Raw genomic sequence first — 14,036 nt, forward strand, 5'->3', positions numbered from 1 at the left:
GGGCCATCTACGAGATGGAAAAACGCTACGACCGCATGGCCGCCCTGGGTGTGCGCAATATAGAAGGCTATAACCAGAAGCTGGCCTCTTTCGGGGACAATCCCCCGGAAGGCTTTGAAGACCAGGAGTCCATGCCCTACCTGGTGATCGTGGTGGATGAGATGGCTGATCTCATGCTCACCGCGGGCAAGGAAGTGGAAATGGGCATCGTCCGCCTGGCCCAGCTGGCCAGAGCAGCCGGAATTCACCTTGTCCTGGCCACCCAGAGACCTTCGGTGGATGTAGTCACCGGCATAATCAAGGCCAACTTTCCCTCCAGGATAGCCTTTCAGGTGAGCTCCAAACATGATTCGCGGACCATTCTGGACAGCGTGGGCGCGGAATACCTGCTGGGGCACGGGGATATGCTCTTCAAGAGCGCCGGAGGGCAGATGCAAAGGATCCACGGGGCCTTTGTCCAGGAAGAGGAGATAGCTTCAGTAGTGCAGTTCTGGAAGGACAAGGCCGGGGCTGAGTTTGAACTGGATTTCAATGAGTGGAAAAACAGTGAAAATGGTCAGAACGGTCAGGACTTGGAGTCGGATCCGGTGGTGGATGATCCCAAGTATGCCCAGGCGGTGGAGTTCATTCAGGAACAGGGCAAGGGATCAATTTCCCTTATCCAGCGCCGTTTCCGCATAGGTTACAACAAGGCGGCCCTGTTTATTGAACAGATGGAAAAAGACGGTATCCTGGGACCGTCGGATGGCAGCAGGCCCAGGCAGGTGCTCAAACCAAAATAGCTGAGAATCAGTGCAGCATTTCCAGGTCCGTAACCATTCAGGGGGGTGCCGGAATTGACCTGGGGACAGTCCCGCACTTATTTTTCCAGCGCCAAAAGCTGAAAATGGTTCATCAGGAAAAAAATAAGTGCGGGACAGTCCCCAGGCCTTGTGCCAGCAATCAACACCGAGGACCCTTTGAATGGTTGCCCAGACCCTGACCCCCAAGGGGCTGTTGCCCTGGCAAAAGTTTGTTCTGGCTTATGTCCTGGGCATCTGGACCCTGAAATATCCTCTGGCAGGTCTTGCAGGCCTGCTGCTTGTCCTGCTTTTTCTCCCCTTCAGGGACGTCTGGCGCAATATGATCCTGGCCGGGGTGTTTATGGCGGCTTTTTTGCTGGCCTGGTTCAGACTTCCAGACCCGCCTGGTTATATCCCGGATCCCATCCAGGCCCAGGAGCGGGTGTGGCTGCAGGGTGAAGTGGAATCTGTGAGTTACCAGCCCGGGGACAGACAGCGCCTTATTCTGAAAAACCTGCTCATTGAACCGGACCGGGAGCCTGTTAAGCTTCCGGGCAGACTTGTTTTCACCTGGAAAGATGCTCCGGTAGAGGCGGCTCCGGGGCAGAAGTTCCAGGCTCACGTAAATGTCAGGCCGGTGCAGGGCATGGCCAATTTCGGGGTCTGGAACAGCGAGTTTTTCTGGCGTACCCAGGGTGTTTTCTGGAGGAGTTTTGCCGAGGGAGAGCATTTCTGGCACCGTGTGGACCGTGAACCGGGCAGAAGCCATGTAATGCGCAGCCGCCTCAAGGAGAGGACCCTGCAGGGACTGCATCTTGAAGGCGTAGATGAAGAACAAAGAGCCAGGATCCAGGCAATGGGTCTGGCTCTTTTTTTTGGTGATCGATCCATGCTGGAGCCGGAAGTGCTGGAATGGGTGCGCCTGGCTTCCCTGGCCCATACCCTGGCCCTTTCAGGGCTGCACCTGGGCATCATGGCCGGCATGGGGTTTTTGCTGGCTGCGGGCATTGGATACCTGTACCCTCGAGTTTACCTGCGGCTGCCCTTCATGAAGCTGGGAATCCTCGTGGCTGCTCCCATATGCATTGTTTACCTGTGGATGGGCCAGTTTCAGCCAACGCTTATCAGGGCCGGGATCATGCTTGCCTGCTGGGGGTGGTATCTCTTTGCCAATCAGCGACGGGTGCTCCTGGACGGGCTTTTCATGGCCGCAGCTGCCATCACCCTGTACAATCCGTGGTCTGTATTCGACCTGCGGCTGCAGCTGTCAGTCATGGCTGTGGCGGGAATAGCCCTGATCATCCCCCTGGTGGAAAGGCTTTTCAAGAACATGGAGGAAAAAGGGGTTTCCAGGGTGTTCAAGTATTTTCTTGGGCTGGCCGGGGTGACTCTGGCCGCCAATGTGGCCCTGCTGCCCATTCAGGCCTGGACTTTCAACTATTTCAGCCCTCATCTTTACCTGAACCTCATCTGGCTGCCGGTGCTTGGCTTTCTGGTGCTACCCGCCGGGTTTGCAGGCGTTATTGTTTCCACTGTACCGGGACTGACTTTTGCCGGGGATATTCTGCTGGGCCTTGCCGGGCACCTTCTGGGGTATTTCATATCCGCCCTGGAATTTATGCACAGCAAGGATCTTCTGCACCCCATCATCACTTATCGTCCTGCATGGGTGGAGATATTCGCCTATTATCTGCTCCTGGGGATCATTATACATGCCGGGTCTATTGAGTGGAAGAAAGAGCGCGTCCTTCTGGGTCTGGGGTTGATGTTGTGTCTTGTGATTGTGCCCCGGGCGGGACAGATTCAGGATGAGAGCCTGACAATGCGGGTGCTGGATGTGGGACAGGGGCAGGGCATTGTACTGGAGCTTCCGGGTGAAGAAAGGATTATGGTGGACGGCGGAGGCAGCTGGAACCCGGATTTTGACCTGGGCCGAGCCGTGGTAACCCCGTCGCTCACCTGGCGCACCCGTCCCCAGAGACTGGACAAAGTGGTTTTGAGCCACGCTCACGTGGATCATTACGGCGGGCTCTTTTATCCTTTGAAGTACCTGGGGGCGGATAAATACCTGCACAATTCCATCTGGCCGGCTGAACAGGACCGGCTGCGCCTGAAAAAAGCCCTGGACAGGCAGGAGGTGCAGGAAGGGGTGCCGGGCAAAGGCGATGTCCTGGAGTTTGACGGGGCAGTTGCTCTGGAGGTGCTGCATCCTGGGGACCCTGACAAGTACGAGCTCTTGAACGATTCGTCCCTGGTTGTGCGGCTGATCTGGAAAGGCCGGCCGCTGGCCCTTATTCCAGGGGATATCGAGGCCCGGGGGCTGGAGGATCTTCTGGATACGGAACAGGATATTTCGGCCCGGGTCCTGCTGGTGCCGCATCACGGCAGCCGCAGCAGCGCTGACCCGGAGTTCTACCGCCGGGTGGACCCGGAGCTTGCAGTGGTTTCCCGGGGATTCATGAACAGGTTCGGAGTACCGCACCAGGAAGTCAGAAATATAATCAGGGATCTGGATATTTCCATGTATGACACTGCCGTGCACGGGGAAGTGATTTTTACCTGGGACAGTCCGGACAGTGATCCAGTCATCCGCTGGGCCAGGGACAGAACCGGCCCTGGTGGAGTACCGTACTGGTATTGAGTGCATTTTCAGATGGACCTGCCGCAACAGGTGGAAACGCCAATAATGCAGCAGTAAACCAACTCCATAGCTCTTTGTTTTTTTGACTTTTTGCAGTCACGTCTTTGCAGGTGCATCTGAACAAATCAGCGTTACCCCCAGCATTCCAGGATCAGAGGGGCATTTATTCGCTGAAAGTGGCGGACATTGTTTGTAACCAGCGCAGCTCCAGCAGATAATGAGTGAGCCGCAATCATCATATCCAGTTCACCAATGGGTTGGCCGGTTGATACCAGCTGATACCGGATGCCGGCATACCAGTCAGCTGCCTCGACATCCCAGGGCAAAATCCGAACAATCTTAAGGAGGTGGTGCACAGCCAGATGCAGACGGTGGTCAGCAGGCAAGCGTTTCAAGCCATATTTCAACTCAGCGCGGGTCATCACTGAAATACAAATCCTGGCAGGCAGTATTTTCTTCAGTCTTGCCTCAAGATCAGGAGATTGCCCCTTGATGAGATAGCTTGTGAAGTCAGTATCCAGCATGTAAAGCATGATTCATACTGCTTTGTCAGTTTCAAGGTTGACAGCATCATCAAACACACCGCTTTCTTGAGGAAGAATATTCATGGGCCTCTCCGTCATGAAATCTTCAGGCACATCCAAGGAGTGAATCAGATCGAAAAAATCTTCCCAGGTATTAGCACCGGGGCTGCTGGAAAGCACCACATCCCCTGTTGTTTCATCTCGAGTAACATATACCTCATGGCCATCAAAACGAAACTCAGCAGGGAGGCGAACAGCCTGGCTGCTACCGTTTTTAAATAACCTGGCGGTGCGTGTTTCTTTTTTCATATCCGTTGTCCTCCTGCTTAACTTTTATTTAGTATATACATGGGTATATGCTACACTCTAATTTTGTCAAGTTTACTTCTTTGCCGTATTAATACGCCCTGGATGATTGTAACCATTCAGGGGGCAGGTACCGGCCAAGGGGACAGTCCCCGCGACACTTTTCCTTCACGAATACAAAAAGTACAGACGCGAAATTAAGTGAAGCTTCACAGTCATTACTCAGCGGGGACAGTCCCCTGGCCTAATGCCATGAGTCACCACCGAAGACTCCCTGAATGGTTACGAATGGTTTCGAACGGTTACAGAAAAAATAATTACATGGCTGTCCCCGGGGGTCAATAAAACAGTTTCGCTGCAGGGACAATTATTCAGGTGGCATATGTTTTTCTCTGCTTTCAGGGTACGGATTTATATCAGCGCACGACATCCAGAAACTGCAGGTGCTTTTCATAGTGGTCCAGGATGTCGGTAATGATCTGATCCTTTGTCCAGTTCATGATGTCGTAGTCCTGACCGCCTTCGCGCAGGTGCACCTCGGCGCGGTAGTATTTGCGTTCCTGCCCGGGTCTATTGACGCTGGTGGCGCGCAGGGTAAAGGCCGGGGGCTCGTATTCCCTGGGCCGTACCGAGTAGAAGAAGTCAATCTCCTCCCCATGCAGGACCTCCAGCCAGACCCGGCCATCCTCGCCTTCCTGAATACTGGTCTGTATGCCCCGCATCTCCATTTCCTGGGCCACTTCTTCCATGGCCGGCCACACGGTCTGCTGGATAAAGTTCAAAACTTCCTTTTTGGTGGGCTGATAGACAAGAGTCTTGAGCCTTTTCTTCCATGAACCCGGCTGGGAAGAATAAGGCATGGTTGTGGCGTGCTTCAAAGTGACTTTTTTGACCACTTCCATGCGCACCGACTTGTAAAGCCCCAGGCACATGAGAAGCATTATGGCTGTAAAGGGCAGGGCACTGGCAATGGAAGCCGTCTGCAGGGCCCCCAGACCCCCGGCTACAAGGAGCACTGCAGCCACGACTCCTTCGGATGTGGCCCAGAAAATGCGCTGCCAGACAGGCGCATTTTCCTCGCCTCCGGAGGTGAGCATGTCGATGACCAGCGAGCCGGAGTCCGAGGAGGTGACGAAAAAGGTGACCACCAGGATGGTGGCGATAAAGGATATTATTGTGGACAAAGGCAGGTGCTCAAAGAACCTGAACAAAGCCACGGTTGCATCTTCGCTGACTGCATCCCCGAGATGGGTCATTCCCTGGATCATGATCATGTGCAGGGCGGTGTTGCCGAAAAAGGTCATCCAGATGAAGGTAAAGCCCACCGGGACCATGAGCACACCCACTACAAACTGGCGGATGGTGCGGCCCCGGGAGACCCGGGCGATGAACATGCCCACAAAGGGGGACCAGGCTATCCACCAGCCCCAGTAAAAAAGGGTCCAGCCCCCTATCCAGTCCGTGGGATCATAGGCATGCAGGTTGAAGGTCATTTCAGCCAGGTCTGCGATATAGGCCCCGGTATTCTGAGTGAAGGTCTGCATCAAAAAGACCGTCGGCCCGAAAATGAGTACAAAAATCACCAGGCCCACAGCCAGGATCATGTTCAGCTCGGATATGCGTTTAATGCCTCCGTCCAGGCCCATGACCACGGAAATGGTGGCAATGACAGTGATGACGGCTATAAGCAGGATCTGCACCCAGATGTCTATGGGTACACCGAAAAGATATTCCAGTCCGGCGTTGATCTGGGTCACTCCCAGTCCCAGAGATGTAGCCACCCCGAACATGGTCCCCAGTACGGCAAAGGTATCCACGGCATGGCCTATGGGTCCGTAAATACGTTCCCCGATTAGGGGATAAAATGCGGAGCGGATGGTCAGGGGGAGATTGTGCCTAAAGGCGAAATAGGCCAGGGAGATGGCCACTACTGCATAGATGGCCCAGGCGTGCAGGCCCCAGTGAAAGAAGGTGATCTTCATGGACTCCCGGGCCGCTTCAGGAGTACCCCCTTCACCCACCGGCGGGCTCAGGTAATGCATGACCGGCTCGGCCACTCCGAAGAACATGAGCCCGATACCCATGCCGGCGGAAAAAAGCATGGCAAACCAGGATATATATGTATAGTCAGGTTCGCTGTGGTCAGGGCCGAGCTTTATGGTGCCCAGGGAGGACACTCCAAGGAAGATAACAAAAACCAGAAAAGTGGCCACGGAGAGAATGTAGAACCAGCCGACGGACTCGGCTATCCATCCCTGAACACTGCCAAAGATTTCACCGGCTCTTTCGGGACTGCTTATTGTCAGTACAACGAAAATAATGGTCAGAAGGGCGGAACTGAAAAAAACAGCCGGATTGATTTTGATCCACGATTTTTCTGTGGACAGGGGAGAGGTATTTTCTTCCATTGGAATGCTCCTGAGGTTGGATAAATATTCTGGGCTGTTTCCTTGACCCTGCGCGGAAAAGAGGCCCCTTCTGGGCAAATTCAGAAAAAGGAAGGGATTTCATACAACCACCCCCGGCCCCTCCTTGGCTAAGGAGGGGAGTTAACGCCGGGCCAGTAATCCTATACGGAGGAGCAGGCAGGGTATGAGAAAACAGTTGCCAACATGTTTTTCCGATATTTTTGTTAAGCGCCTACCACTACAGCGAAACTTATAAAATACAGTATGGTATCTCAATTGGGGACAGGCACCCCCGCACTTATTTTTCTGAAGGATGATTAACAGGTTTTAAAAATAAGTGCGGGGAGATCCAGTCCCCGGAGGTCAATAAATAAGTTTCGCTGTAGTGCTACTCTTTGTACTCCTTGAAAAAAAATTCTTCAAGCCTTGATATATTTTTCACCAGATAGCTTACAGGATAGACTTTGACCCGGGATGCAAAGAGGATTAAGGAACATGCCCAATGGACAGAATGAATATTCTACCGGATTTTATCAGGCAAAAACCGGGCCTGGCGCTTTTTGCCATGCTGGCGGTGGCGGTTTCCGGGTTCGGACAGACCTTTTTCGTCTCGGTTTTCGGGGAAGAAATCCGTACCTCTGCCGGGCTTTCGCACACTGCTTACGGCAGTATCTACAGCCTGGCCACCCTGGTAAGTGCGGCCATGCTCTTCAAGTTCGGCAGGCTGGTTGATATCTGGCCTCTTTCCAGGGCTGTGCTGCTGGCCACAGCCATTCTTGCCCTGGGGTGCCTGCTTGTGGGCCTCAAGGGCGGGGTGCTGTTGCTAAGTGTTGGTTTTTTCTGCATACGCTTCGGTGGGCAGGGTCTTTTCGGGCATATGGGCATGACCACGGCTGCCAGGTATTTTTCTGCTCACAGGGGCAAGGCAGTGGCTCTGGCCGGCTCGGGATTTCCCCTGGCTGAAGCTGTCCTGCCTGCCAGTGCTGTGTTCATGGCTGCTCTCTGGGGGTGGCATGTTCCCTGGCTGGCCTCTGCCGGATTCCTGGTGCTGATGGTTTTGCCCCTGCTGTATTATCTGACCAGGGATATACCAGCTCCTGTTCAGGACCTGGCGGGCAAAGAAGCCAAAGACTCTCCCAGAAGCCACACCCGGGAAGAGGTGGTAAGGGACAGGGGTTTTTACATGGTCCTGCCTGCGATTCTGGCCTCACCGTTTATGGTCACAGCCCTTTTGTTTCACCAGGCTGCCGTTGCCTCCATGCAGGGATGGTCCATGCATGTTGTGGGTACGGCATTTACCTGTTATGCTGCGGGGCACCTGGGAGCGCTTCTGGGGACAGGTCCCCTGGTGGACCGCATCAGTGCGGGCAAAACCCTGCCTCTGGCGGTGCTGCCCATGGCAGCCGGCCTGATGATACTTGCGGCTTTCCAGGGGATATGGGTGGCATATGTTTACCTGGGGCTCATGGGCATGACCCACGGCATGACCGCTACAGCCGGAGGGGCTGTCTGGGCGGAGCGCTACGGTCTGCTTCACCTGGGCTCCATCAGGGCCATGGCTCAGTCAGCGGTGGTTCTGTCTACAGCGGCTGCTCCTCTGCTGGCGGGTTTTCTGCTGGATCAGGGGCTGGGCATAAATATTCTGGCTGCCATTCTGGCAGCAACAACTCTGACCTGCGGGGTTCTGGCACGCTTTGCCCCTGCCCCCCGGAGTTAGATGCCAGAAGATAGAAGAATCAAAATGAAGACAAGACCATGAAAGATACCAACAACAAACAAAGAAATACAACCGGCTGCAGCCGCAGGGATTTTCTGGCTGCAGCCGGTATGGCCGGAGCCGGACTGGTGGCCTGGCCGGGATTTGCGGCCCATGCAGGTGAAGGCAAGCCCGAAGCTTCCCGCACGGGAGTCGGTCTGGCTCTGGGTGCAGGCGGTGCCAACGGCCTGGCCCATATTGCAGTGCTGGAAGCCCTGGACGAAATTAAAGTCCGGCCAAAAATCATTGCCGGAAGCAGTATAGGGGCCATTCTGGGAGTTCTGTATGCTTCGGGCATATCAGGCCGGGAGATGCGCGAGGCAGCCCTGGAAATCTTTGACTCCCAGCCCAGCATCTGGGGAGGGTGGCTGGAGAGAATCACCGGCAGCGGACTTCTGGATATGCTCAGGCCCGGCCTTGGAGAGGGCGGACTGCTGGACCCTGAAGGAGTCCTGGACTTTGTGCGGGAAAAGATCCAGGTGCAGGACTTTGAAGAGCTGCAAATTCCTCTTAAGGTGGTGGCTACAGACTTCTGGAGGCGGGAGCAGGTAGTATTTGACTCCGGGGAGATCATCCCGGCCATCGAGGCCAGTATGGCTGTTCCGGGGCTGTTCGCCCCGGTGCGCTACCAGGACAGGCTCCTGGTGGACGGGGCCATAGTCAACCCGGTGCCTTTCGATCTGGTATTGGACAGGTGTGATATTTCAGTTGCTGTGGATGTATCCGGGAAGAGTTCCCCGGATAACAAGGAGCGCCCATCCTACCTGGACACTATATTCGCCACCTTTGAGATAATGCAGGAATCCATAATGCAGCAAAAGCTAAGGATATATTCTCCGGATATTTATTTACGCCCGGAAGTAGTGGATGTGCGCCTGATGCAGTTCAACAAGATAAAAAGGATCCTTAAGGAGGCCGAGCCTGCCAGAGAAAGGCTTAAAGAAGAGCTGGAAAGGCTTTTATAGGCCCTCCGCTTCCTTTTGCATAAAGACTTGGCCGGAGGGGCCGGCATATACAGTTGTAATAATGCGCTCCCGCCTTCTGGAGGGAGCGCATTTTTTCGTCAGTTTTACGGTTATTCTTCTTCTTTCAGCCTGTTGACCAGTTCGCTTAATTCCTGGGCCTGCTGGGCCAGGTCGGAAATGGCCTGGGCCGACTGCTGCATGACGTCCGCGGTCTCCTGGGAAATGCGGCTTATTTCCTCCATGCTTCTGTTTACCTCCTCGCTTGCCGAAGACTGTTCCTCGCTGGCGGTGGCGATGGAGCGGACCTGGTCCGCTGCCTGCTCTGCCAGGGCCACGATTTCCTTGAGGGCTTCACCGGAATTATTAGCCAGTCCGGTGGATTCGTCCACCAGCTGCGCCACCTTATCCATGCCCTGGATATTTTCATCCGCACCGCTCTGTATGGATGAAATGGCCTCGCCGACTTCCTTGGTGGCCTTCATGGTCTTTTCCGCCAGCTTGCGCACTTCGTCGGCCACCACAGCAAAGCCCCGCCCGGCGTCACCGGCCCGGGCCGCTTCTATGGCCGCGTTGAGGGCCAGAAGGTTGGTCTGGTCGGCTATGTCTTCAATGACGTTCATTATCTGGCCGATCTGCTCGGACTGCTTGCCCAGCCCGGCCAGGCTGTCCTTCATCTCGCCGGCCTGCTGCTGCACCCTGTTGATGGCCTGGACCGACTGTTTGACCACGTCCGCCCCTTCCAGGGCCTTAGTCCTGGCCTGATCCGAGCTTTCAGCAGCGCTGGAGGCGTTTTTGGCCACTTCCAGGACAGTGGCATTCATTTCCTCCATGGCTGTAGCGGTCTCACCGGTGCGCTGCTTCTGCTGTTCAGCGCCGCGGCTGGACTGCTCCACCTGGGCCGATAGTTCGTCGGAAGCCGAGGTCATGCGCTCCACTACTTCTTCAATCTGACCGGCCGCCTGCAGCATTCCCTCGCGCTTGGCCTTCCTGGCCTGCTCCAGGGCTTCCTCGGCCTCGGACCTGAACTGTTCAGCCTTTTCAGTCTCCTGTCTGGCCTGTTCCTTCTTTTCCTCGGCTTCGGAGATCTTTTCCTTGAGGTTATCCACCATCTTCTGCAGGCTGTGTCCCAGATCCTGCATTTCATCCCGGGAATCGACCTGAAGCTTTTGCTCCAGGTTTCCGGCTGAGACCTGGCTGGCAAAGCCGGTTATTTTGTTCAGAGGTCTTAATATGGTCCGGTTGGTGTTGTAGAAGGTGATTCCGGCCAGGATGAGCAGCAGAAGGGCCATGGTGCCCACCAGGGTGTAGGTGAGATTGCTGATCATGGCCTGTTCGCGGGAGATGTCCAGGACATAGGCCATTACTCCCACCTGATCTCCGGAATAATCCATGATGGGAAAAGCGGCCACGGAATAGTTGCCTTCCTGGTGTACAGACAGCTCAGTGCGGCCCGTATCCAGAATATCCGCGCTGATCATGCGCTCCAGGTCCCGGTCGTCAGCACCCATGACCTGGACATACCTGTTGTCCAGAACCGGATACTCGGATTCATCCTGCAGCCGGGTGGCTATGTCCAGGAGGTCCTCGTTCATGTACACCAGCAGGTGCTCACCCTCACCTTCGGCTGCAGCTTCCACCACCGGGTCAAAGTCGATGAGCATTTCCACCGAACCCAGCTGGTCGCGCTCCTCTCCCATGACCGGCAGGACATTGCGCAGGGTGAAGCCGCCCCGGCCCACCTCCAGGCCCTGGGCAGGGGTGCCGGTATTGTTGACATGCATGACAGTCTCTCTAAACTCGGAAATATCATCGGAAACATCCTCCCAGTTGCCGTCCACCATGGCGTTTTTGTCCCGCCAGATGCGCACCAGACTGCGGCCGTTGGGCAGGTGAAAGTGCATCATCAGGTTTTCGTCCCGGGTTTCCTTGAAGCCGTCAAGCATGTCCGACAGATCCTGGCGCAGCATCTCCCGGCCTTCCTGGGATTCAGGCGAGCGCAGGTCATCTATGTCTCCCTGCAGTGCAGTGCGATAAGCCTGCTGCACCTCGGGCATGCGGATAAACAGCGAGGATACGGCTTCGGATTCCTGGGTGGCCAGAGACATGGCCCCCTGGATTTCGGCCTGCTTGTTTTCCGACAGTCGCTGGATGAACTCGTTGCTGACCACGGCCAGCTGACGGCCCAAAAGAAAGTAAATAATCAGGATAAGTACTGCCAGGGCGATTATCAGGGGCAAAATTATTTTACCCCGCAGTCTGAGATTGAAAAGCTGTTTCATGGATCCTCCTTGTTTTATACTGCCGCATGCCGGGAAAGGCTGCTTTTTTCAGTCCGTAAAGTAAAGATTCAAAGTCCAGGAGGGTGGCCAGGCCCACCTTCAGCCTGGCCACTCCGGTAAAATAAAAGTCTGCCATCATCAGCAGTCTGCTGTTGCTTTAAGCGTCTTGCCCGATCATGTTTTTTCTACAATGTTGCTGATTTATGAAATAATGCAGATAAAAGCTGATTCGGTGAAAAAAGAGGTTTCTTTAGCCTGCCTGAGACCTGAATGCTTGCCATCAGTCAGTAGAACAGGTTTGTCCAAAATAAAAGTGGTGCTTGAATTTTGCGTTGCCAGATATGCACTCCTGGGGCGGGTTTGTCAATGCATACTCAATGATTGTTAAGTCGATTTGACAGGGGGCGGGTTGCTGCAAGTGAAAAAGGGGCGTTGTCTTTCGGGCCAGGCAAAAGCCAGCTCAAGAAAATCTATTGTCAATCATCATAAGTTCCTGCTTTCCCAGTCGAAGCCTGCGATATTACGCTCCCGGGGGTCGAACTCTACCCCGATGAGATAGATTTTCCGGCCGGGTGCGTGGTACTGGTCCGCATATCGCCTGGACCTGATCTGCTCCAGGGCACTGCCCGGGGTTTTGTCCAGGCCCTGAACCTTGAATTCAAAAATAAAGACTTTGTCCTCCAGCTTGACCGTCAAATCTATCCGGCCCATGCTGATGGCGTCCTCAGGGATGACCTCCAGTCCCAGGGCGGCAAAATAGCAGTAAAAAATCGAGGCGTAATAGCCCTCGTACCCGGCCAGCTGGTTTTTGCGGTACCAGTCATGGGGAATGGAGGCGAAAAAGGCGTGAAAAATATCTTTCAGGGCTTCCGGATTCTCCGCCTCCAGGGCATCCAGGGCCGCGAACTTGGTCTTTTCCGAAGCGGAGAGGTTGCCCGTGAGATAGGGCAGCAGGGAATCGGTCAGGCTCTGCTTCACCTCCTGGTTGGGGTAGCTAAGAAAGAAGCGCCTGGTCCCGGCGGTCTGGGAAACCTTCCTGATGGTCAGGTACCCGGCCTGAAACATCAGGGTCTCTACCTCCAGGTGATCCACATCAAAACTGCCCAGTAGCTTTTCACTGGCCTGGACCTGTTCCAGATCCGGAACAAAGTATTTCCGTTCCTGCATGAGCTTGATCAAAAAACTGGGAGTGCCGGTCTCAAACCAGTATGGCCGCAGTTCCTTAGAGTCCAGATAGAGCAAAATATCAAAGGGATTATAGACCTCTTCTCCCAGCCAGCTGTAGCCGTTGTACCAGTACCGGACCTGTTCCAGGTCTACACCTGCAAGCCGGTCCGCAAACACGGTTTCCAGGTCCTTCTGGGTATAGCCGCAGATTGCAGAGTAGCGTCTGTCTATGGTGATGTCCTGGAGATTGTTCAGCCCGCTGAACAAAGAGACCTTGCTGAACTTGGAGACCCCGGTGATAAAAACAAACTGGATATACGGGTCACTGTCCTTGATCACGGAATAGTAGTTCTTTAACTCATCCCTGAGGGCCGCGGCGGTGTCCCGGTCCTCGATATTGTCCAGAATGGGCTTGTCGTATTCGTCCACCAGGATAACCACTTTCTGGCTGAATCTGGAATACAGGGAATAAATCAATTCGGCGAAGCGTTCGCGCAAATCAGGACGTTTAAGAGTGATGCCGTATTCCATCTCCTGATTTTCCAGAATTGTTCCAAAGCGTATTTCCAGGTCCTCAAGCTTTTGCAGGTGCCCGGACCCGAAGCTGATATGGATCACCGGATTGGTTTGGTTCCAGTCCCAGTTCTCTTCCAGGTAAAGCCCCTGAAACAGATCCCTCTTGCCCTGGTAAGCGGCCTTGATGGTGCTTAAAAACAGGCTCTTGCCAAACCGCCTAGGTCGGGAGAGGAAGTAGTATTTACCCTGGGAGGTTACCTCGTGCACGAATCCGGTCTTGTCCACATAATAATATCCTTCCTGGATCAAGTTCTCAAAGGTCTGGATCCCTATGGGCAGTTTTTTCATGATCAGCTCCTGGTAAATGCTATGGTTGCCCGGTTCAGTTCTTGGGTCAAAAGTTAGAGCCAGAGTGAAAGAGAGTGGGACAGGCACATACTGCTTGTAATCATCTTCACATTTCGCGCTTGACGCGAAGTGTGCAATTAAAAAGGAAGAGAGTTCAAGTACAGTGTTCCGGATCAATGTCCAGGATCAAGGCAACAGCATTTTTAACGGCATCCATCTCCGCTGAGTTGATCTGCCCGAGCTTTTCCAGAAACCGTTGATGGCTGAGGGACCTGAGCTGATAACAGTCGATGGCGGACTTTTTCTGAAGGGCATTGGACACGCTGGGTTCCAGGCAGACAAAA

General features: G+C 54.4%; 11 protein-coding genes. 4 read left to right on the top strand and 7 right to left on the bottom strand.

Features of this window, described 5'->3' with window-relative positions:
* Window positions 1-782: DNA translocase FtsK (locus D5S03_RS03815; protein WP_287042733.1), on the top strand; the 782-nt coding region annotated here is incomplete at its 5' end.
* Between the two features lie 181 nt (window positions 783-963).
* The gene (locus tag D5S03_RS03820; RefSeq protein WP_008870168.1) at window positions 964-3,423 is read left to right on the top strand and encodes a DNA internalization-related competence protein ComEC/Rec2; all 2,460 of its coding nucleotides are present in this window, start codon (window positions 964-966) and stop codon (window positions 3,421-3,423) included.
* Window positions 3,424-3,554: 131 nt separating this feature from the next.
* Here the strand turns inward: D5S03_RS03820 and D5S03_RS03825 are convergent, their stop codons facing one another.
* From D5S03_RS03825 to D5S03_RS03835, 3 genes are all read right to left on the bottom strand, one after another.
* Window positions 3,555-3,956, bottom strand: coding sequence for a type II toxin-antitoxin system VapC family toxin (locus D5S03_RS03825; RefSeq protein WP_287042734.1), 402 nt, complete (start codon window positions 3,954-3,956; stop codon window positions 3,555-3,557).
* Window positions 3,957-3,959: 3 nt separating this feature from the next.
* Window positions 3,960-4,256, bottom strand: a complete 297-nt coding sequence (locus D5S03_RS03830; protein ID WP_008870170.1) for an antitoxin — start codon at window positions 4,254-4,256, stop codon at window positions 3,960-3,962.
* Between the two features lie 413 nt (window positions 4,257-4,669).
* The gene (locus D5S03_RS03835; protein WP_008870171.1) at window positions 4,670-6,661 is read right to left on the bottom strand and encodes a BCCT family transporter; all 1,992 of its coding nucleotides are present in this window, start codon (window positions 6,659-6,661) and stop codon (window positions 4,670-4,672) included.
* A 502-nt stretch (window positions 6,662-7,163) separates the two neighbouring features.
* On the opposite strand from D5S03_RS03835, the gene D5S03_RS03840 reads away from it, so the two are divergent.
* Both D5S03_RS03840 and D5S03_RS03845 read left to right on the top strand, forming a co-directional pair.
* Window positions 7,164-8,378, top strand: coding sequence for an MFS transporter (locus D5S03_RS03840; protein WP_287042735.1), 1,215 nt, complete (start codon window positions 7,164-7,166; stop codon window positions 8,376-8,378).
* Between the two features lie 38 nt (window positions 8,379-8,416).
* On the top strand, window positions 8,417-9,382 hold the full coding sequence (locus D5S03_RS03845; protein ID WP_287042736.1) for a patatin-like phospholipase family protein: 966 nt from the start codon (window positions 8,417-8,419) through the stop codon (window positions 9,380-9,382).
* A 110-nt stretch (window positions 9,383-9,492) separates the two neighbouring features.
* On the opposite strand, the gene D5S03_RS03850 is transcribed toward D5S03_RS03845, so the two are convergent.
* The 4 genes from D5S03_RS03850 to D5S03_RS03865 all read right to left on the bottom strand — a co-directional run.
* Window positions 9,493-11,661: a methyl-accepting chemotaxis protein gene (locus tag D5S03_RS03850; protein ID WP_287042737.1), complete on the bottom strand. Its 2,169-nt coding sequence runs from the start codon at window positions 11,659-11,661 to the stop codon at window positions 9,493-9,495.
* Window positions 11,627-11,800 (bottom strand): hypothetical protein, encoded by a 174-nt coding sequence (locus tag D5S03_RS03855; protein WP_008870175.1) that lies wholly within the window; start codon window positions 11,798-11,800, stop codon window positions 11,627-11,629. Before D5S03_RS03855 ends, D5S03_RS03850 begins: the two co-directional genes overlap by 35 nt.
* Window positions 11,801-12,144: 344 nt before the next feature.
* Window positions 12,145-13,692: a PD-(D/E)XK nuclease domain-containing ATP-binding protein gene (locus D5S03_RS03860; protein WP_287042738.1), complete on the bottom strand. Its 1,548-nt coding sequence runs from the start codon at window positions 13,690-13,692 to the stop codon at window positions 12,145-12,147.
* A 154-nt stretch (window positions 13,693-13,846) separates the two neighbouring features.
* A partial coding sequence (locus D5S03_RS03865) for a type II toxin-antitoxin system PemK/MazF family toxin (protein WP_287042739.1) occupies window positions 13,847-14,036 on the bottom strand: 190 nt, incomplete at its 5' end.

It is taken from the genome of Desulfonatronospira sp. MSAO_Bac3 (assembly GCF_003838035.1).
GTDB lineage: Bacteria > Desulfobacterota > Desulfovibrionia > Desulfovibrionales > Desulfonatronovibrionaceae > Desulfonatronospira > Desulfonatronospira thiodismutans.